An 18162-nucleotide genomic window follows, 5' to 3' on the forward strand; every position below is an offset into this window, starting at 1 on the left:
CGATGGAAGAAGATGTGCTTATACTTTTGGGTGTCGCCTTCAACTTGAACCTGCCGCTTCTCACAGCCTGGCTGCTCGATTACTGGCTGGGCGACCCGTCATGGCTACCCCATCCGGTTGTGGCTTTCGGCAAGGCCATCTCTTTCTGTGAGCACCGGTTGAACCGGGGCGATTCGCGTTTTCTGAAAGGAGCGCTTATGACGGTGCTCCTCGTGGCTGGTGTGTATTTCGTCACGCTTCTGCTGCTCCGTTTGGCGGCACTCTTTTCTCCGGGCATGCTGCTGACGGTGCAGATACTGCTGATGTTCTATTGCCTGGCAGGTACTACACTGGTTCGTGAAGTGCGCATGGTATTCAAGGCGGTAGACCGTTCTTTGGAGGAAGGCCGAAAACAGGTGGCGCGCATCGTGGGCCGTGATACATCTGCGCTCTCGGCGCAGGAGGTACGCACTGCTGCATTGGAGACATTGGCGGAGAATCTGAGTGATGGGGTGGTTGCTCCCTTGTTCTGGTATCTGCTGTTGGGAGTTCCGGGCATGCTTGCCTATAAGATGGTGAACACGCTGGATTCCATGGTCGGCTACAAGAACGAGCGCTATTGTCGGTTCGGCTGTTTCGCCGCCCGCCTGGACGACGCTGCCAATTACATTCCCGCCCGTCTGACAGCCTTTCTGATGGTGCTGGTTTCCGGTCGTCTTTCCTTGTTTGCTTTTGTGGGCAGATATGGCAGCCAGCATGCCAGTCCCAATTCCGGTTATCCGGAAGCCGCTCTTGCCGGTATTCTGGACTGCCGTTTCGGAGGTCCGCACAACTATTTCGGCGAGGAGGTATGGAAACCTTATATCGGTTCTAATGAACGGCCTCTGAAGACGGAAGATATGCGTGTGGCTGTCCACATCAACCGGCGTGTGGAGTGGTGGATGGTGGTTGCCGTAATCGTGACATCGACCTTGGCTTCCTTTTGTTTTTAAAATGTTGTTATTTTAACTGATTCTTTGTCCGTTCCAAAAAGATATAATATCTTTACAAGACCGCATTGCATTAAAAATGTAACTTTTAAAGCAGGTAAAGTGTTGTAAATGAGGATAAAGCAACTGTATATTCCTTTTCTTTATTTGGTTTGGGAGCACAATAATTGCATCGGCAACAGATAAAGCGGATTCTTGGACTAAAGAAAACCTTTTCCGTGGAGAAATCCGTATGGCCATTGCCCAGAGCGACCTTAAAAGCTGCCAGCCATAGTCTGGCACAGATAGACCAGCTTGAAATGCAGCTGATTCTGGAGATACAGCAATACCTTCTGGTTATAGATGCCCGTTATCTGATGGCCACCGGAGAGCATGAGGCAGCCTTGACCGCCTACAATGTGCCAAGCCCGATGAGTATGACAAAAGCATCGCATTGATAGACGAGGTGCCCCCTACGGTACTGAACAATTACGTCTTCACCTTTGCCACTTTGATAAACTACAAGGCGAGTACGCAATATGACAAGGGGGACATTGACATGGGGCCATCGAGACCCGGTGCTACCTGATGCGCGAGCAGGATTTGCTGAACAATGCCTTCTCGGCCAGCCAGTTGAAGCAGGTGAAGGAGATTTATCACATTGACGAGCTGCTGTTGGAGAAGCAGAAGATTCAGGACATGAATTGCCGCATAGGATTTATACTCCTGGGCGTCTGTCTGCTGCTGATGCTGCTTTTCTATCTGAGAATAAAACGAACTTGATTCGCCATGAAATCAATGCCCATTTTATTCATTATTTGGGAGGTATCTACAAAGTACAAACCGAAGCGGAGGAAGGCCCTACTATTTCGTTCATTATTCCTTGTCGAGATGGATGTGGACGATGCCACCATAGGGCGTCAATGCGTCGAAGGCTTCTTCGGCTTTGAGGATGCCGACATAGAGTTGCGCGCAGATTAATACGCCTCCGTGTGCGAAGATGGCAACGCGTGCATAGGGCTTCTTTCTCAACTCGTCCAGAAACTGGCCGACACGCCGGTATTGCATGGTAAAAGATTCTCCGCCGGTAGCTGCCACGTTCATGTAGTCGGCATACCATTCCTGCAGGCGCAGGTCTTCATTCTGCTCGAACGGCTTCATCTCCCAGTCGCCAAAATTGATTTCCATAATTCGTTCTTCCCGTTCCGCATCGGGATAGCCGCAATAGGCGGCGAGACGTACGCAACGGGTAAGGGGGCTGGTGTAGACGTGGTCGAACGGGAGGTATGTTTTCAGGTTTTCTGCCGTCACGGCGGCTTCCGCTTCAAACGTGGGCTTCAGGGGAACATCGGTCTGCCCATAGCATACGCCCGGAGGAACATCTACCGAAGTGTGTCGGATGAGTATTACTTCCATCTTTGATTTTCAGTTGTTAATTTATAATCAGAATAAGGCTTCCCAAGTAGAAGGATAGCTCGCAGAGCAGGAAAGTGGCCCCGCAGCAGTCACCCGTATATCCTTGCAGGCGCCGTTTCATCAGCCGGTACAGCAGGAAGAAGGTGAGCAGGGGAAAGAGGGTGGCAATCCACAGTTTTATAGGCAGCAGCAGTACGAAGGGAAGCAGACCGCAGATAAATCCGGCCAGCAACTCGTGCCGGTTCATGCGGTTGTAGACGGCCTTGTTTTTGCTCTCTTCCTCTTTCCGGGCATAGGGTAGGTAGTTGACTATCTGGGAGGCACAGAACTTGGACCAGCAGTCACCGCAGAGCACGAGGATGCAGAGAAGTTCCAATGGCAGGTGATGAAGTTGGAGCAACAGCAGGAAATAACATGTCAATCCGATGACACCGTAGCTTCCGATGTGGGAATCCTTCATGATGGCAAGAGTCCGTTCGCGGGTGGTGCCGCCGCCGAAACCGTCGAGGAAGTCCGCCAGTCCGTCTTCGTGCAGGCAACCGGTGACAAGCAGGCGTGCGATGAGGGCAAGAATCCATGCCAATGACATCGGCATAATCTGTCCGGCAAGCCACAGTACTGCCGCCATCACGCCTCCCGTCAGCCAGCCTACGAGCGGCCAATAGGGAACCACATGCTTGAAACACTCTGCCGGTACTTCCTTGATTTTCCAGAAGGGCAGTCGGGTGAGCATTATGAATGCAGCTAATACATTGTTCATGTTAGAAGTATTTGGTGATGGAGGCATGTGCAAAGTTATCCATTTCGTTGAGCATCCGCACGGCCGAGTCGATAATGGGATATGCACAGATGGCCCCTGTTCCTTCTCCCAAACGCAGTCCCAGGTTCAGCAGTGGGCGGGCATGCAGAGCGTCGAGCACTAGCCGGTGGCCATGCTCGTCTCCGCAGTGCCCGAAGATGGCATAATCCGTCACTTCCGGATAGAGCCTGGCGGCGGCAAGCAAGCAGTTGGTCATGATGAATCCGTCAACAAGGATAATCATCCTCAGCTCAGCAGCTTGCAGCATGGCGCCTATGGCCATCACCATCTCCAGTCCGCCAAAGTAGCGGATGATGTCCCGGGTAGAGCCGTCACCTTTGTAGTTCTCCAAGGAGTGCTTCAACACTTCGTACTTGTGGCGGATGCCTGTGCTGTCGAGTCCGCTGCCCGCGCCTACACATTGTTCCAGAGGAATGCCGGTGAAGCAGGCCATCCATAGGGAGGATGAAGAAGTGTTTCCGATACCCATTTCACCGAAGCTGAGGACATTGCTGCCTTCTTCATGGCATTGTCTCACCACCTCGGCGCCCCGCTCTAGGCACATCTCCATTTCCTCTTCCGTCATGGCGGCCTCGTGCAGATAATTTCTGGTGCTTTTGCGCACTTTCATATTGATGATGCCTTTCTCGTAGGGGAGGTCGTAGTCTACTCCTGCATCTACTATCTTCAGGGTAAAGCCGTGCTGCCGGCAGAGGAAATTGACACCTGCCCCTCCATGGAGGAAGTTACTGATTTGCTGCCAAGTGATTTCCTTTGGAGAGAGGCTGACACCTTCTTCTACAATGCCGTGGTCGGCGGCGAAGATAATGTTTTGCGGATGTTTCAAGGCGGGGGATAATGTCTGTTGCATGAGTCCGATTTGGAGTGCCAGTTCTTCTAAAGTGCCCAACGAACCTTTGGGTTTGGTCAGGTTGTTGATTTTGTCAATCAATGCAGGACGGATTGCCTTGTCCGGACGTGTGATATGAAAAGTTTTCATCAGTCTGTTGATTTTTGATTGTTTGTAGTTTTATGGATGAGTATTTTTTACGGTAAGTGGGATGCCGGCTACCATCAGTGTCACTTCGTCGGCATGGGCGGCTACATATTGGTTCATCCAGCCTTGCATGTCCGTGAACTTTCGTTGCAGTTCGTTCTCGGAAGTTCCTCCCATGCCTATTTCATTGGTCACGAAGATGAAGGTTGCGTCTTGTGCCGTGAAGCGGTCGAACTCCGCCTTTGCTGCGGCAAGTGCCCGGTCGGTATCTGAATTCAGGTCGAAGAAAAAGTTGGTACACCATAGGGTGATGCAGTCTATCAGGACAACCCGTCCCTCCAGCCGGTGGCGGCTGAGTTCTTTTTCCTCTTCGATGTTTGTCCATTCCGGTCCCCGGCATTCTTGGTGCCGGATTACCCTCTGGCGGAATTCTTCGTCCCAGATGCGTGCCGTGGCAAGATAAACGGGCGTGGGAGAGAGCTCGAGTGCCAGCTTTTCCGCATAAGTGCTTTTGCCGGAACGTGCTCCTCCGGTGATGAGTATGATTCGTTTCATTGGTATTTGGTCTGTATTTTGAAAGAATATCTTTGTTTTCCCGAGCAAAAATAAGAAATATTTGACGAAACGTTTGTTTTTTTACAATACTTCGGTAAATTTTTACCGAAAATTTAAAAGTTAAACAATAGAATCGGCAAAAGCTGGTTCGAAAACACGAAAGAGGTCATTGAAATGTTGTCAAGAACGAATGGTTAAGCATGAATAAATGTACCCAAAAGATGCTAACCTGCTGACAATAAGGGTGAAAGTTATTACATGATTCATTGTTCTTTAGTAAATTATAAGTCCTTCAACTCTTCTGATTATGGCTTACGAAACACTCCTTATACAATACTAATTTTATTTCTCTACAGACGATTCGATGGATGGATGCGAAATCCTGGATTATTACAGAACCAGGTTCCAACTGAAATCTTGTTTTAGAGATGGCAAGCAGCATGCCGGAATCACCAACTGTCAGTCAACAGACCTCAGAAAGTTGGATTTTCACTTCAATGCGTCGCTCGCAGCTGTCAACTTGGCCAAAGCGGCATGTAAGAGGCTCGGAATAACCTATTTCATATTCTCTTGCAAGTCATTCATGCACAATGCTTATATGCTTGAACGATTTATTGGCGTGTTTGGAATTAACCCAGCCCCGCAAGTTATTGACAAACTTTTCAAAGAACTCATCTTATTTACTGCCAGAGCCGCTTAGGCTTGACGAATTTTTACCGAACTATTGTTTTTTAGGAAGTAATTTATTAACTTTGCCACCGTTTTTAAGGCATGATCTTGGGAATGTTTATGCGGCAGTAGCTCAGTTGGTAGAGCATCAGCTTCCCAAGCTGAGGGTCGCGGGTTCGAGCCCCGTTTGCCGCTCTTTTGGAAATCAGATAGTTATCGAAAGATTCCTATCTGATTTTTGTTTTTAGGCGGTGCTGGTTTTGCATGAAACTATGCGATTGAAGTCAACTAAGAAGTCAACCGAAAATTTTATGAGTGCAGCAATCAACGTAGTGTGCTACAAGTGGAAAACTTTAGCAAATGGAGAATCCCGGCCCAATCCGAAATCCCGGTGCATTTGTTAAATATTCAGGCGTAGAGTTTGACCAAGCGGAAGATTTTTACTTTCGAGTTGTATACCAGAAGTGGGAAAAACGGAAGAATAGCTTGCAAATGAAGGATTGGAGGCTTTGCTTGAGTGGATGAATACAATCGGAGTAGCAACAGAAATCACATCGCTCGGTGTTACCGAGGATATGCTGGAAGGTATCGCCGATGCTACATTTATTATGAACGGAGGGTTCAAAACACTTGTGCGGGAAGATGTGCTTTCCGTTCTACATGAAAGCCTGTAATAAATACATGAACGGCACTATTCATCAAATAAGTGGTTCAAACCCATGAAGAATAAGGAATAGGGAAAATTTCAATAGCAAGCAAAATTCGGATAAAGAGGCAATGTCACTTCACACTTGACACTGCCTCTTTTTTATATAATCTGTAATAGGGGTTATCTTCTCTGTAATTCATCTACTGTTCAGTTCATAGTTTCAACCTAATTTTGCAATATGAAAATCAGAAGAATAATTACTTGAAACAAGAATCGTCAGATATGGATGGAAAGAAGAACATTTTTAAGAAATAGTTTGCTGACTGCTGGCAGCGTATTGCTTGGAGGGTCGGCTATCTTCCGTTTTCTGAAAGAGAGTAAACCGGAAGAAGATTTTCGTCCCACGACAGTCGAGACAATATGCCAAGGTAACGGGAAAAATGTCCTTGTACTGATGAGTGCCGGTACGCGACAAGGCGATACGGACCATCTGACCGATGCCTATATCGAACGTCTATATGCCATTTCCGTCGAGGATAAGTATCCTGAGAAAGAGACCGTGCTGCTTATGACTGCGGGAGACAATAACGAGCATACTTTCGACCAGGCTTTGGGTTATTTTCATATCATCAGCGGCGTGTTGGGAGGAAAAGAGGTCGGAACTTATCTGGCGGGCGGTTGTACGGGATGTGAGAATATAGCCCGTCAAATAGCACCTGAGCATCTTGAAAAAGTCTATAAAATGGGATTGGAATTATAAACCTTAAAATAGAACAAGATATGAACAGATGTATTATTGTCATGGTCTTGCTGCTTGTGACAGCCACATCTGCACTGACAGCTTGCAGTCCTGACGATGAACCTATAACAGAAAATCCGGTGATTCCTGTTCCTAATCCCGAAGAACCGGGAAACAACGACAATTCCGGAAACGGAAATGACGATAGCGGGAATGGCAATGAAAATAATGGAGGAGAAAACGAAATGAACAGAAACATTACAGTCCGGGCAGGCGGCCGCAGCTTCGCTGCCACCCTTGAAGACAATGCCACGGCACGTGCCTTTGCCGCTCTGCTGCCGATGACGGTAACGATGAACGAGATGAACGGCAACGAGAAATACCATTACCTGTCAGAGAATTTGCCCACAGACAGTAACCGGCCGGGAACAATCCGGAACGGGGATTTGATGCTCTACGGTTCCAATTGTCTCGTCCTTTTCTATGAAACGTTCTCTTCGTCTTACAGCTACACCCGTATAGGGCGGCTCGATAATCCGTCAGGGCTGGCTTCGGCTCTCGGGCGAGGCAATGTGACCGTAACTTTTGAAACCAGTAATAACTAAAACAATATCTCAAATGAAACTTATTAAAGATACTGAGTTCGGGGGCGAACGTCCCTTGTTCGAATCTCATGACCTCCGTCTGGAGAATGTGATTATCCGTGCCGGAGAATCGGCCATTAAAGAGTGCAGTAACATCGAAGCGTTCGAATGCCGTTTCGAGGGTAATTATCCTTTTTGGCATGTGCACGGCTTCAAAATCGACCGTTGTTATTTCGATGTCGGAGGTCGCTCGGCACTGTGGTATTGCGACCACCTGAAAATGACCGACACGATTATTGATGCGCCGAAGATGTTCCGCGAGATGAACGAAATAGACATCGAGAATGTGACGATGAACGATGCCGATGAGGTGTTCTGGCGTTGCAACGGTATCCGCATTAAGAACCTCAAACTGCATGGCGGCACTTATCCTTTCATGTTCAGCAACAACATTTATGTTGACGGACTGGAAAGTGACAGCAAGTATGTATTCCAGTACGTGAAGAATGTGGAAATTCATAACGCCAAAATTACGACAAAGGATGCGTTCTGGGAGGTGGAGAATGTGACCATCTATGATTCGGAACTCAACGGCGAGTATCTCGGCTGGCACTCGAAGAACCTGCGTTTGGTGAACTGCCATATTACTGGCGAACAACCGCTCTGCTATGCACACGACCTGATACTTGAAAACTGTACTTTCGGACCGGATTGTGACCGGGCATTCGAGTATAGCACCTTGCAGGCTGATATTCGCGGAGCCATCACGAATATCAAGAATCCGATGTCGGGACACATTGTGGCCAACGAGTTTGGTTCCATCACCATAGACGAGAACATCAAGGCTCCCGCCGATTGTGAAATTCGGCTCCGAGACGAACGTACCTGTTTTACCGATTAAGGCGAAGATATGAAATACGACTTTGATAAACAGATTTCGCGGCGGGGAACCGATTCCTACAAATGGGACAGTGCCGAAAGCGAACATGTATTGCCGATGTGGGTGGCAGATATGGATTTTCCGACAGCCCCCGCTATCGTTGATGCGTTGAAAAAACGAATAGAGCATGGCATTTTCGGGTACACTCGTGTACCCGAGAGCTATTACAAGGTTGTCACGGATTGGTTTTCCCGCCGCCATAACTGGACAGTCAATCGCGAATGGATAATCTATACATCGGGGGTAGTGCCTGCCGTATCGGCCATCATCAAGGCGTTGACTGTGCCGGGCGACAAGGTGTTGGTACAGACTCCCGTCTATAATTGTTTCTTTTCGTCTATCCGCAACAATGGGTGCGAAATGGTGTCGTCTCCATTGTGCTATGCCGATAATACTTACACGATTGATTACGAAGATCTGGAGTGTAAAGCCGCCGACCCTAAGGTGAAGATAATGCTGCTGTGCAATCCCCACAATCCGGCTGGAAGGGTGTGGAAGCGTGAAGAACTGGTGCGCATCGGTGCAATCTGTATCCGTCACGGTGTAACGGTCGTATCGGACGAGATTCATTGCGAACTGGTTTTCCCGGGACATCGTTACACGCCGTTTGCCTCCATCTCGGAAGATTTCCTGCGGCATTCCGTTACTTGCCTGTCGCCCAGTAAGGCGTTCAATATTGCCGGATTGCAGATTGCGAACATCGTCTGCGCCGATGCCAACCGTCGGTCGAAAATAGACCGGGCTATCAACGACAATGAAGTATGCGATGTCAATCCGTTTGGCGTAATCGCTACTCAGGCAGCTTATAATGAAGGAGAAAAATGGTTGGACCAACTTATCGAATATCTGCACGCCAATTATCTCTATATGCGGGAGTTTTGCCGTGAGCATCTGCCGGAATTTCCTGTTACGGTATTGGAAGGTACCTATCTTGTTTGGATGGATTGCCGCAAACTGGGCCTTCCGTCTGAGGAGTTGGAACGGCAATTGATGGAACAAGGAGACTTATGGCTGAACGCCGGCATTATGTATGGAATGGAAGGAGAAGGCTTTATGAGGTGGAACATCGCTTGCCCACGTACAACGCTGATAGACGGGTTGACGCGATTTAGTAACTTTATTCATCGTTAAAATTGAATAATGTTATTTCATATATCTGATTGAAAACAACCATAAAGTGGTGGTTTGACGTTTGCTGTCGAACCACCACTTATTGTTTGGTGATTTCTCCTGCCAGGTCGGAATTCATGCGGTGGCAGATTTCGGCTTGGTTCAGTCCGTGTCCCAGAAGGAACATGAGCTTAGTGACAGCACATTCGGGGGTACTGTCATAGCCGCTGATGATACCTGCCTGAAGAAGATGAAGTCCGGTTTCGTAGCGTCCCATTTCGACGGCACCGCTCTGGCATTGGGTGATGTTGACGATGACAATGCCACGTTCGCTGGCTTCTTTCAGCTGGCGGATGAACCATTCTTTCTGGGGGGCATTGCCGGAACCGAAGGTCTTGAGGACTACGGCTTTCAGACCGGGAACATGAAGCACAGAATTGATAATGCTTTCCTGAATGCCGGGAAAGAGCGTGAGAACTACGACATTGGTGTCGAAAAGGTAGTGCGGCTTCATGGGGCGCGACGGGTCGGGGCGGCGGATGAGATGCTCGTTATAGCGGATATGGATGCCCGCTTTTGCCAGTGCGGGATAGTTGAAGGAACGGAAAGCGTTGAAATTCTCGGCATTGATTTTGGTGGTACGGTTGCCCCGCATCAGCTCGTTTTCGAAAAAAATGCACACTTCAGGGACGATAGGAGTGCCGTCCGGATGCTTGGCGGCGGCTATTTCAATAGCGGTGATTAGGTTCTCTTTCCCATCGGTGCGCAGGGTGCCGATGGGAAGCTGGGAACCTGTGAGGATGACCGGCTTGGAAAGGTTCTCGAGCATGAAGCTGAGGGCGGAGGCTGTATAGGCCATGGTGTCGGTGCCGTGCAGGATGACGAAGCCGTCGAAATTGTCGTAGTTGTAGTTGATGATTTTTACAATCTTTGCCCAGAAAGAAGGTTCCATGTCAGAAGAGTCGATGGGTGGATCGAACTGATAGGAAGAGATGCGGTAGTTGAAGCGCTTCAGTTCGGGAACATGCTGCAGCAGTTGGTCGAAGTTGAAGTTCTCAAGTGCACCGGTCTCGGGATTTTCTATCATTCCGATAGTTCCACCAGTGTAAATCAATAGTACAGAAGGGTAATCGACTTTCATAGATTTCGTATTTGAGTTCTTTTTCGGGCACAAAGATAGTAAAAAAAGTGATAACTCATCATTCATCCTACCTCTTCCTTCAACTGCTTGATGGCCTTTTCTGCATCTCCCTCCTTTTCGTTAAGCAGAGTGACGAAGCGGCTGCCGATGATGGCGCCGGATGAGTGGGCGCAGGCGGCATCGAATGTCTGCTTGTTGCTGATGCCGAAACCTACCATGCGTGGATTGCGCAGGTTCATATTCTCTATCCTCTTGAAGTAGGCTTGTTTCCGGGTGTCGAAGTCTTTCTGGGCACCGGTAGTGGCGGCGCTGGACACCAAGTAGATGAAGCCGTCGGTGTGGGCGTCTATTTCGCGGACGCGGGCTTCGCTGGTTTCGGGGGTAATGAGCATGATGACACGGATGTCATACTTCGAGGCGATGGTTTTGTAGCTCTCTTCGTAATCGCGGAAGGGGAGGTCAGGAATGATGACACCGTCGATGCCGCACTCCACGCACTTCCGGCAGAATGCCTCGAAGCCGAACTGCATGATGGGGTTAAGGTATCCCATGAGGATGAGGGGAATGTGGACATCGCGGCGAATGTCTTGCGATTGTTCGAAAAGCAGGCGGAGAGACATGCCGTTGTGCAGGGCGCGGGTGGCGGCATTCTGGATAACAATGCCGTCGGCCATGGGATCACTGAACGGGATACCGATTTCAATCATGCTGACTCCGTTCTTTTCGAGAGTACGGATAACGTCGGCAGTACCGTCGAGAGTGGGACAGCCTGCGCAGAAGTAAATGGACAGCAGATTCTTGGGGCTGTCCTGGAAAAGTTGGTTAATTCGGTTCATCATACTATTTACAATTTTACAATTTAGCTGCGCAAATATACGCTGCCTGATACATTTTTATATTTACGATTTATGATTTGAGTTTACAATTTAGCCGCGCAATTGTATACCGCATGGCGGATTATACATTGAACATGGTAATATTTGTCAAATCGTAAATCCATTGAGTTCTTTCAGGAAGTTTGAGATGCGTTCCACATCTTTTATTCCCGGTGCCGTCTCGAAACGGCTGTTGATGTCGATACCCGCAAAATAGGGATGGCAGAACTCCCGGAGGGCTTTTACGCTGTAGGGGTTGATGCCACCGCTGAGCAGGAACGGAGTGGGACCGTTGTAGCGGTGCAGGAGGTTCCAGTCGAACTGATTGCCGGAACCGCCGTACTGCGGGGTCTTGGTGTCGAAGAGGTAGTAGTCGCATAGACCATTGTAGGCAGAGACAGCAAGCAGGTCTTTGGGTCGCGAGATAGAGAAGGCCTTGATGAGGTGCAGACCTGCATTGCGTAGGGAACGGCAATACTCGGGAGCTTCATTGCCATGCAGCTGGATGTAGTCCAGGTCAAAACGGTCGGTATACATCAGGATGTTTTCCTTGGTTTCGTTGACAAAGACGCCGACGCGCTTGGCGCAGGCTGGCAGATACCCGGGCATCTGGTACAGATAACGGGGAGATTTTGGGTAGAAGATGAAGCCGATCATATCTACACCTTGCAGTTCTACATTGCGGATGTTTTCTGCTTCAGTCATTCCGCATACTTTGATGAGAGGAAACATCTTATTTACGATTTTACTATTTACAATTTACAATTTAGCTGCGCAACGTAACGCTGTATGGGAGACTTCTGTATTTGCAATTATCAACTTTCAATTATCAATTGAAAGACTGTCTCTGATGAACTCTTTCAGGGTTTCGCCGGGGTGCCCTGTTTTCATGAAGGTTTCGCCGATGAGGAAACCGCGGAAGCCGGCAGCACGCAGGCGGCAGATGGTTTCGGGGTCGGAGATGCCGCTTTCGGAAACAAGGAGTGGGGAGACCGCTCCGTGGGTGGCTTCGCGCAGTTGCCGGGCTATCCGGAAGGAATTATCCACATCGGTGACGAAAGAGCCAAGGTTGCGGTTGTTGACACCAACCATGTCGGCTTCCTTATTTATATAGGAGAGTTCCGAAGGGCTGTGGATTTCGAGCAATACCTCCAGCCCGAGTTCGTGGGCTTGGGTGGTGAGAGTGCTGCATTGCTCCGGACTAAGGCAGGCGGCAATGAGCAATACCGCGTCGGCACCTACGATGCAGGCTTGCAGAAGCTGGTACTCGTCGATGATGAAGTCTTTGCGCAGAATGGGGATGTGGACGAGCGGACGGACTGTGCGGATGTCGCGCAGCGTACCGCCAAAGAACTTCTCATCCGTCAGGATGGAGAGGGCAGCGGCGCCGGCGGCTTCGTAGGAGGCGGGTATCTCCTCTGCCCGGGCAGCCTCGTTTATCCAGCCTTTGGAGGGTGAACGTCGTTTGAATTCGGAGATGATTCCTGTAGAAGAAGCGGCAAGGGCCTGCTTCATGCTGCGGCGATGTGCCGCATTCTCCCGGATGATGATTTCGGCTTGTTCCCGCAACAGTTCCAGAGAGACGGTTTGTTTCTGTAGTTCAATCTCTGTTTGTTTATGGGCGATGATTTCAGACAGTATATCTTTCATTGCTTCATTTATTGATTTCGATAAATTTTTTCAGTGTCGCCAGCGCCCGTCCGCTTTCCAGTGATTCGCGTGCGATGGCGATGCATTCTTCAATCTCTTTCTGCGGTTCCATCACCTGGATGGCAAAGGCGGCGTTGACAATGACGCATTGCGTTTGTGCAGGTGTGGCATGCCCCGTAAGGATATTGTCGAAGATGCGGGCAGCATCTTCCTTGCATGCGCCGCCGAACAGTTCTTCGGGGCGGGCATCCTTGAAGCCGAGAGCTTGCGGACGGTAGATGCGCTCGTAGTCGCGGGTCATCACCTTGAACTCGTCTGTCAGGGAGATTTCGTCGTAGCAGTCAAGGCTGTTGACCACGGCAAAGTCAATGCCGAGCTTATAGAATACATTGGTATATAGGCGCATCTGCGAGAGGTCTGCCACACCGAGTAGTTGGTATGCCGGACAGCATGGATTCACCAACGGGCCGAGCAGATTGAACAAGGTGCGCACTCCCAGCGTCTTGCGGACAGGGCCGACAAACTTCATCGCCGGATTGAAAAGCTGGGCATGAAGGTAAGCGATGTTACACTCTTCCATGCTGCGTTTCAGCGTGTCGGGGTTGTTGGTGAAGCGTACGCCATGCTGCTCGATGACATTGCTGGCTCCGCTCACGGAAGTGGCTCCGTAGTTGCCGTGTTTGGCAACCTTGTAGCCGGCTCCCGCCACCACGAAGCAAGCGCAGGTGGAGATGTTGAAAGTGTTTTTTCCATCGCCTCCCGTACCTACAATGTCGATGGGGCGATAGGGGGCGAAGTCGATGGGGAGGCGTGTTTCCATCAGTGCTTCGCGGAAGCCGATAAGCTCATCCACAGTGATGCTCCGCATCTGGAAAGCAGTGAGCAGGGCCGCTATCTGCGTCTCAGGATACATTTCCTTGGTGATATTGAGGAGGATCTGTTTGGTTTCCTCCGATGTGAGCTCTTCGTGATTGAAGAGACGGGTGAGTATTGCTTTCATCTTGATATTTACGATTTGATGGTTGAATTTACTCCTTTTTTGGAGTTTTGTATTTATGGGTTCTCGAAACATCTTATGTTTTCGTCCGAAACGCCTCATGTTAGCAATAGTGAAGTGTGGCATTTCAGACACTGAAGTGCCTTATTGCGAAAGCCAGTTTCTCACGATTGTTTTTCCGTCGGGTGTCAACACCGATTCAGGATGAAACTGGATGCCGTGGATGTCATATTTCCGATGTTTCAGCGCCATGATTTGTCCTTCGGGGCTGATGGCAGTAATGGCAAGTTCGTCTGGAAAGTCCTTCGTATCCACTACCCAGGAGTGATATCGTCCGACGGAAACCCTATTAGGTAAACCGCAGAAGATATAGTCTTCTTCGAGAGAAATACCTTCATAATCCTTTTCCCCTAATTCCTCATTCCTAATCCCTGATTCTTTCTCCTTTATCCTTATTTCCGTCTGTACTCCATGGAATACCTCTTCCAGATTGACCAGCTTTCCGCCGAACACTTGTCCGATGGCTTGTTCGCCCAGGCAGACACCGAGTAGGGGTTTACGTCCGGCATAGGTGCGGATGACATCCAACAGCAGTCCGGCTTCCTCGGGTACGCCGGGACCGGGTGAGAGGATAATCTTATCGTATCGCTCCAATTCTTCGAGCAGGAATCTATCGTTGCGCAGCACGTCCGTTTCTGCGCCAAGCTCTTTCACCAGATGGGCAAGGTTGTAGGTGAATGAGTCGTAATTGTCTATGATAACTGTTTTCATTTTTTGTATTTATAAACCGTTTAATTTACTATTTATGATTTGGCTGCACAGTGTACGCACCGCATGGCAAATCGTAAATAGTGAATTCTCAAATGGTAAATGAATTCACATTTTTTCCGCCATCTCAATTGCCTTTTTTAGTGCGCCGAGCTTGTTGTTCACCTCTTGCAGTTCGTACTTGTCGTTGCTCTTGGCCACGATGCCGCCTCCTGCCTGGAACCAGAGGACACCGTTGCGACTGACAAAAGTGCGAATCGTAATCGCCTGGTTCAGCGAGCCGTTCAGTCCGATGAAACCGATACAGCCTCCGTAGGCTCCGCGGTTGTGCGGTTCCAGCTGGCTGATGAGCTGCATGGCGCGTACTTTTGGGGCACCGCTCAGGGTTCCGGCAGGGAAGGTGTCGATGAAGGTCTTGACAGGGTCGGCCTCTTTGCAGAGTGTTCCGCTGACGCGGCTGACAAGATGGATAACATGACTGTAATACTGCGTCTCCTTATAGAAGTCTACCTTTACATCACGGCAGTTGCGGGATAGGTCATTGCGTGCAAGGTCTACCAACATCACGTGTTCGGCATTCTCTTTTGGGTCATCGTGCAGGTATCGTGCATTGATGGCATCCTGTTCCGCATCGCCGGTGCGCTTCGTGGTTCCGGCAATGGGGTCGATATAGGCATGGCGCCCTTCGATGCGGCAATGGGTTTCGGGAGAGGAGCCGAAGATGCGGAAGCCCCCGAAGTCGAAATAGAACAGATAGGGCGAAGGGTTGATACTACGCAAGGCACGGTAGAGCTTGAAGTCATCGCCCATGAAGCGCTGTTCGAAACGGCGGGAGAGGACAATCTGGAAGACGTCGCCGCGCAGGCAGTGGGCAATGCCTTGGCAGATGTTCGCCTTGTGCTCCTCGTCTGTAAGTGGGGAGGTGGTGGAGCCGATGGCGCGGAAGTCGTAGGCGGTGTAGTTACGGTTATGGATGGCCTTCTGCACCTTGTCCAGCTCGTTGGTATCACCGGGAGCCAGCATCTCGAGGAGCAGCATCTCATTCTTGAAATCGTTGAAGACGATGAGGTACTTATATAATATGTACAACATGTCCGGCGCGTCGTTGGTGGCTTCACGGCTGTCCTTCACGGGTATATTCTCGAAGTAGCGGACTGCATTGAAGGAAGTGTATCCGTAGAGTCCGCAGTAATTGCTGTATTCGCCTTCTACGCGGAAGCGGCCAAGGAAGTCGTTCAGCGCATTTTCCACCCGATACTCTTCGGTTATGGGATGTTCTTCGCGGCTGTCGTCCGGCAGTCGGAAGATAGCCATACCATGATCTATGCTGACACTTGCCAGCGGACACAGAGCGATGAACGAACGGTTATTCTCGCTGCCATGATAGTCGGAACTCTCCATAAGTGCGCTCTGCGGAAAGATGTCGCGTACCTTCAGATAGGTGCTCACCGGCGTATGCAAGTCACCAAGCATGGTACGGCTGACTGTTTTATAGTCATATTGTTTCATTGTATCTTGTATTTTTAAATAATTCATCACTTATAGCTCATCACTCAAATAGGTATCCATATCCTTGTCTCCTCTTCCCGAGACAGTCAGCACCACTACGTCCGTCGGCTTGAAGTTCATCTTCTCCAGCGCGCCCAGTGCGTGGGCACTTTCCAATGCGGGGATGATACCTTCGAGCCGGGTCAGTTCGTAGGCGGCGCGGATGGCTTCATCGTCGTTGACGGCGAGGACGATGGCACGTTTCCGCTTGGCAAGGTTGGCGTGCATGGGGCCGATGCCCGGATAATCCAGTCCGGCAGATATGGAATAGGGCTCTTCTATCTGTCCGTCCTCGTTCTGGATGACGTAGGTGCGGGAACCGTGGATGATGCCCATCTTGCCGAGGGCGATGGTGGCGGCTGTCCTTCCCGTTTCAATGCCTTTTCCGCCGGCTTCGGCGAGGACGATTTGCACGTGCGGGTCGTTGACGTAGTGATAGATGGTGCCGGCTGCGTTGCTTCCTCCGCCTACGCAGGCGATGAGGTAGTCGGGACAGCTGCGTCCTTCATGCTCAAGGAGCTGTTTTCTGATTTCTTCGCTGATGACGGACTGCAGGCGTGCCACCATGTCGGGATATGGGTGCGGGCCGACGGTGGAACCTATCACGTAGTAGGTGTCCGACGGATGGCAGCACCAGTCGCGGATGGCTTCGTTGGTGGCGTCCTTCAACGTCATGTTGCCGCTGGTGACGGGTACGACGGTGGCGCCGAGCATCTTCATCTTCTCCACATTGACGCGCTGGCGCTCCACGTCGGTCTTGCCCATGTAGACGATACATTCCATATTCATCAATGCGCAGACGGTGGCTGTGGCTACCCCATGTTGTCCGGCTCCGGTTTCGGCGATGATGCGGCGCTTGCCCGTGCGGCGCGCCAGCAAGACCTGCCCGATGCTGTTGTTGATTTTGTGGGCGCCGGTGTGGTTCAGGTCTTCACGCTTGAGGTAAATCCGGCAACCGTACTTCTCGGACAGGCGGTGTGCCGGGTAGAGTGGGGAAGGGCGTCCCACGTAGTCGCGAAGCAACTGCTCGTATTCACGCTTGAAGTCCTCGCTTTGCAGCACCTTGAGGTAAGTATTCTGCAACTCTTCTACACACTTGTGGAGGATTTCGGGGACGTATGCCCCACCGAATTCTCCGTAATAACCTTCTTTGTCAACTAAGAAATCCATCATGTTATTTACTATTTGACTATTTACTATTTAGGGGAATCGGGAGTTGAAACTGATTCCCTTTTTTGTTATTTAATCTATTTCAGGCACCGGTTTCGTGGCTTTCAGTGTTATCAAAAACACATTGTTGCCTAAACGAAAAGAGCCCCGTCGCTTGGTGCGACAGGGCTCTTTTTGTTTTTTATTATATATTACATATATACATACGAGCACTGCTCCCTTACGACTGTCGGAGTTGTAACGGGTGCCACCACCAATATGTATTTACGAACATTGTTTTCATTGACTTTTTTGATTTTATCGAAGGCAAATATAGTGCAAACCGAACGTATAATAAAATGAACTTGTTCATTTTTTATGCTGAGGTGCAGCCTGTCTTCGTTTTCGCGACAAATATAAGCACTTTGTTTTAACTGCCAAAATAAATATGACTTTTTTTCGGATTAAAACATTTCTCTTGGAATATTGTTTTTATAGGTATAGTAAAAATGAGTATTCATTCAAAAAAAGAAAGGAACAAACTATGAATCGAAAACATTTAGTTGCCATAGGTGTAGTTATTGCTGTACTGTTGTTGTTATACTGGCTTTTTGTGGCCGAAGATATGA

Annotated in this window: 20 protein-coding genes, 1 tRNA gene and 1 pseudogene; 10 read left to right on the plus strand and 12 right to left on the minus strand. The window is 49.6% G+C overall.

Annotated features, from left to right (window positions below; translation table 11 throughout):
* The first annotated feature begins 2 nt into the window (after positions 1 to 2).
* The 3 genes from cbiB (at position 3) to HU824_RS19785 (ending at position 1730) form a co-directional block, all read left to right on the plus strand.
* Entirely contained in the window at positions 3 to 971 is a 969-nt protein-coding gene (gene cbiB / locus HU824_RS12270; protein WP_136009645.1) for an adenosylcobinamide-phosphate synthase CbiB, read from the plus strand.
* A 215-nt stretch (positions 972 to 1186) separates the two neighbouring features.
* The gene (locus HU824_RS19780; protein WP_255260510.1) at positions 1187 to 1405 is read left to right on the plus strand and encodes a hypothetical protein; all 219 of its coding nucleotides are present in this window, start codon (positions 1187 to 1189) and stop codon (positions 1403 to 1405) included.
* 130 nt (positions 1406 to 1535) lie between these two features.
* Positions 1536 to 1730: a hypothetical protein gene (locus tag HU824_RS19785; protein ID WP_255260511.1), complete on the plus strand. Its 195-nt coding sequence runs from the start codon at positions 1536 to 1538 to the stop codon at positions 1728 to 1730.
* Between the two features lie 93 nt (positions 1731 to 1823).
* Here the strand turns inward: HU824_RS19785 and cobC are convergent, their stop codons facing one another.
* The 4 genes from cobC to cobU are packed head-to-tail and all read right to left on the minus strand — an operon-like array spanning position 1824 to position 4714.
* Positions 1824 to 2363 carry an alpha-ribazole phosphatase gene (gene cobC / locus HU824_RS12285; RefSeq protein WP_176468981.1) on the minus strand — a complete coding sequence of 180 codons (540 nt, stop codon included), beginning with the start codon at positions 2361 to 2363 and terminating at the stop codon, positions 1824 to 1826.
* Between the two features lie 16 nt (positions 2364 to 2379).
* The gene (cobS, locus tag HU824_RS12290; protein ID WP_136009643.1) at positions 2380 to 3123 is read right to left on the minus strand and encodes an adenosylcobinamide-GDP ribazoletransferase; all 744 of its coding nucleotides are present in this window, start codon (positions 3121 to 3123) and stop codon (positions 2380 to 2382) included.
* A gap of 1 nt (position 3124) precedes the next feature.
* On the minus strand, positions 3125 to 4162 hold the full coding sequence (cobT, locus tag HU824_RS12295; protein WP_136009642.1) for a nicotinate-nucleotide--dimethylbenzimidazole phosphoribosyltransferase: 1038 nt from the start codon (positions 4160 to 4162) through the stop codon (positions 3125 to 3127).
* 30 nt (positions 4163 to 4192) lie between these two features.
* Positions 4193 to 4714: a bifunctional adenosylcobinamide kinase/adenosylcobinamide-phosphate guanylyltransferase gene (gene cobU, locus HU824_RS12300; RefSeq protein WP_136009641.1), complete on the minus strand. Its 522-nt coding sequence runs from the start codon at positions 4712 to 4714 to the stop codon at positions 4193 to 4195.
* A 343-nt stretch (positions 4715 to 5057) separates the two neighbouring features.
* Here cobU and HU824_RS19790 point away from each other — a divergent pair.
* The 7 genes and pseudogenes from HU824_RS19790 to HU824_RS12330 all read left to right on the plus strand — a co-directional run.
* Positions 5058 to 5414, plus strand: a pseudogene (locus HU824_RS19790) (transposase); the annotation flags it as partial.
* A gap of 91 nt (positions 5415 to 5505) precedes the next feature.
* Positions 5506 to 5578 (plus strand) — tRNA-Gly (locus HU824_RS12305).
* A gap of 326 nt (positions 5579 to 5904) precedes the next feature.
* Complete coding sequence (locus HU824_RS12310) at positions 5905 to 6057, plus strand: iron-containing alcohol dehydrogenase (RefSeq protein WP_136009640.1); 153 nt, start codon at positions 5905 to 5907, stop codon at positions 6055 to 6057.
* A gap of 261 nt (positions 6058 to 6318) precedes the next feature.
* Positions 6319 to 6792 (plus strand): hypothetical protein, encoded by a 474-nt coding sequence (locus HU824_RS12315; protein ID WP_176468982.1) that lies wholly within the window; start codon positions 6319 to 6321, stop codon positions 6790 to 6792.
* Positions 6793 to 6812: 20 nt separating this feature from the next.
* The gene (locus HU824_RS12320; RefSeq protein WP_136009638.1) at positions 6813 to 7376 is read left to right on the plus strand and encodes a cyclophilin-like fold protein; all 564 of its coding nucleotides are present in this window, start codon (positions 6813 to 6815) and stop codon (positions 7374 to 7376) included.
* Positions 7377 to 7389: 13 nt separating this feature from the next.
* Positions 7390 to 8256, plus strand: a complete 867-nt coding sequence (locus tag HU824_RS12325) for a DUF3737 family protein (RefSeq protein WP_136009637.1) — start codon at positions 7390 to 7392, stop codon at positions 8254 to 8256.
* Between the two features lie 9 nt (positions 8257 to 8265).
* Positions 8266 to 9426, plus strand: coding sequence for a MalY/PatB family protein (locus tag HU824_RS12330; protein ID WP_176468983.1), 1161 nt, complete (start codon positions 8266 to 8268; stop codon positions 9424 to 9426).
* Positions 9427 to 9505: 79 nt separating this feature from the next.
* Here HU824_RS12330 and HU824_RS12335 read toward each other — a convergent pair whose 3' ends face one another.
* From HU824_RS12335 to trpB, 8 genes are all read right to left on the minus strand, one after another.
* Positions 9506 to 10546: an asparaginase gene (locus tag HU824_RS12335; RefSeq protein WP_136009635.1), complete on the minus strand. Its 1041-nt coding sequence runs from the start codon at positions 10544 to 10546 to the stop codon at positions 9506 to 9508.
* A 62-nt stretch (positions 10547 to 10608) separates the two neighbouring features.
* On the minus strand, positions 10609 to 11385 hold the full coding sequence (gene trpA, locus HU824_RS12340) for a tryptophan synthase subunit alpha (RefSeq protein ID WP_176468984.1): 777 nt from the start codon (positions 11383 to 11385) through the stop codon (positions 10609 to 10611).
* 144 nt (positions 11386 to 11529) lie between these two features.
* Positions 11530 to 12153 carry a phosphoribosylanthranilate isomerase gene (locus HU824_RS12345; RefSeq protein ID WP_136009633.1) on the minus strand — a complete coding sequence of 208 codons (624 nt, stop codon included), beginning with the start codon at positions 12151 to 12153 and terminating at the stop codon, positions 11530 to 11532.
* Between the two features lie 90 nt (positions 12154 to 12243).
* Positions 12244 to 13071 (minus strand): indole-3-glycerol phosphate synthase TrpC, encoded by an 828-nt coding sequence (gene trpC, locus HU824_RS12350; RefSeq protein WP_176468985.1) that lies wholly within the window; start codon positions 13069 to 13071, stop codon positions 12244 to 12246.
* A 4-nt stretch (positions 13072 to 13075) separates the two neighbouring features.
* Positions 13076 to 14071 (minus strand): anthranilate phosphoribosyltransferase, encoded by a 996-nt coding sequence (gene trpD / locus HU824_RS12355; protein ID WP_176468986.1) that lies wholly within the window; start codon positions 14069 to 14071, stop codon positions 13076 to 13078.
* Positions 14072 to 14212: 141 nt separating this feature from the next.
* Positions 14213 to 14839 carry an aminodeoxychorismate/anthranilate synthase component II gene (locus tag HU824_RS12360; RefSeq protein WP_176468987.1) on the minus strand — a complete coding sequence of 209 codons (627 nt, stop codon included), beginning with the start codon at positions 14837 to 14839 and terminating at the stop codon, positions 14213 to 14215.
* Positions 14840 to 14944: 105 nt separating this feature from the next.
* Complete coding sequence (locus HU824_RS12365; RefSeq protein ID WP_176468988.1) at positions 14945 to 16345, minus strand: anthranilate synthase component I family protein; 1401 nt, start codon at positions 16343 to 16345, stop codon at positions 14945 to 14947.
* Positions 16346 to 16375: 30 nt separating this feature from the next.
* On the minus strand, positions 16376 to 17554 hold the full coding sequence (trpB, locus tag HU824_RS12370) for a tryptophan synthase subunit beta (RefSeq protein ID WP_176468995.1): 1179 nt from the start codon (positions 17552 to 17554) through the stop codon (positions 16376 to 16378).
* Positions 17555 to 18162 lie beyond the last annotated feature (608 nt).

This window comes from Bacteroides sp. L10-4, assembly GCF_013373675.1.
GTDB classification, from domain to species: Bacteria; Bacteroidota; Bacteroidia; order Bacteroidales; family Bacteroidaceae; genus Bacteroides; species Bacteroides muris.

Coding starts and splice junctions, on each gene's coding strand:
- cbiB (WP_136009645.1), top strand. CDS start 3: ATGGAAGAAGATGTGCTTATACTTTTGGGTGTCGCCTTCAACTTGAAC.
- HU824_RS19785 (WP_255260511.1), top strand. CDS start 1,536: ATGCGCGAGCAGGATTTGCTGAACAATGCCTTCTCGGCCAGCCAGTTG.
- cobC (WP_176468981.1), bottom strand. CDS start 2,363: ATGGAAGTAATACTCATCCGACACACTTCGGTAGATGTTCCTCCGGGC.
- cobS (WP_136009643.1), bottom strand. CDS start 3,123: ATGAACAATGTATTAGCTGCATTCATAATGCTCACCCGACTGCCCTTC.
- cobT (WP_136009642.1), bottom strand. CDS start 4,162: ATGAAAACTTTTCATATCACACGTCCGGACAAGGCAATCCGTCCTGCA.
- cobU (WP_136009641.1), bottom strand. CDS start 4,714: ATGAAACGAATCATACTCATCACCGGAGGAGCACGTTCCGGCAAAAGC.
- HU824_RS12310 (WP_136009640.1), top strand. CDS start 5,905: ATGAATACAATCGGAGTAGCAACAGAAATCACATCGCTCGGTGTTACC.
- HU824_RS12315 (WP_176468982.1), top strand. CDS start 6,319: ATGGAAAGAAGAACATTTTTAAGAAATAGTTTGCTGACTGCTGGCAGC.
- HU824_RS12320 (WP_136009638.1), top strand. CDS start 6,813: ATGAACAGATGTATTATTGTCATGGTCTTGCTGCTTGTGACAGCCACA.
- HU824_RS12325 (WP_136009637.1), top strand. CDS start 7,390: ATGAAACTTATTAAAGATACTGAGTTCGGGGGCGAACGTCCCTTGTTC.
- HU824_RS12330 (WP_176468983.1), top strand. CDS start 8,266: ATGAAATACGACTTTGATAAACAGATTTCGCGGCGGGGAACCGATTCC.
- HU824_RS12335 (WP_136009635.1), bottom strand. CDS start 10,546: ATGAAAGTCGATTACCCTTCTGTACTATTGATTTACACTGGTGGAACT.
- trpA (WP_176468984.1), bottom strand. CDS start 11,385: ATGATGAACCGAATTAACCAACTTTTCCAGGACAGCCCCAAGAATCTG.
- HU824_RS12345 (WP_136009633.1), bottom strand. CDS start 12,153: ATGTTTCCTCTCATCAAAGTATGCGGAATGACTGAAGCAGAAAACATC.
- trpC (WP_176468985.1), bottom strand. CDS start 13,071: ATGAAAGATATACTGTCTGAAATCATCGCCCATAAACAAACAGAGATT.
- trpD (WP_176468986.1), bottom strand. CDS start 14,071: ATGAAAGCAATACTCACCCGTCTCTTCAATCACGAAGAGCTCACATCG.
- HU824_RS12360 (WP_176468987.1), bottom strand. CDS start 14,839: ATGAAAACAGTTATCATAGACAATTACGACTCATTCACCTACAACCTT.
- HU824_RS12365 (WP_176468988.1), bottom strand. CDS start 16,345: ATGAAACAATATGACTATAAAACAGTCAGCCGTACCATGCTTGGTGAC.
- trpB (WP_176468995.1), bottom strand. CDS start 17,554: ATGGATTTCTTAGTTGACAAAGAAGGTTATTACGGAGAATTCGGTGGG.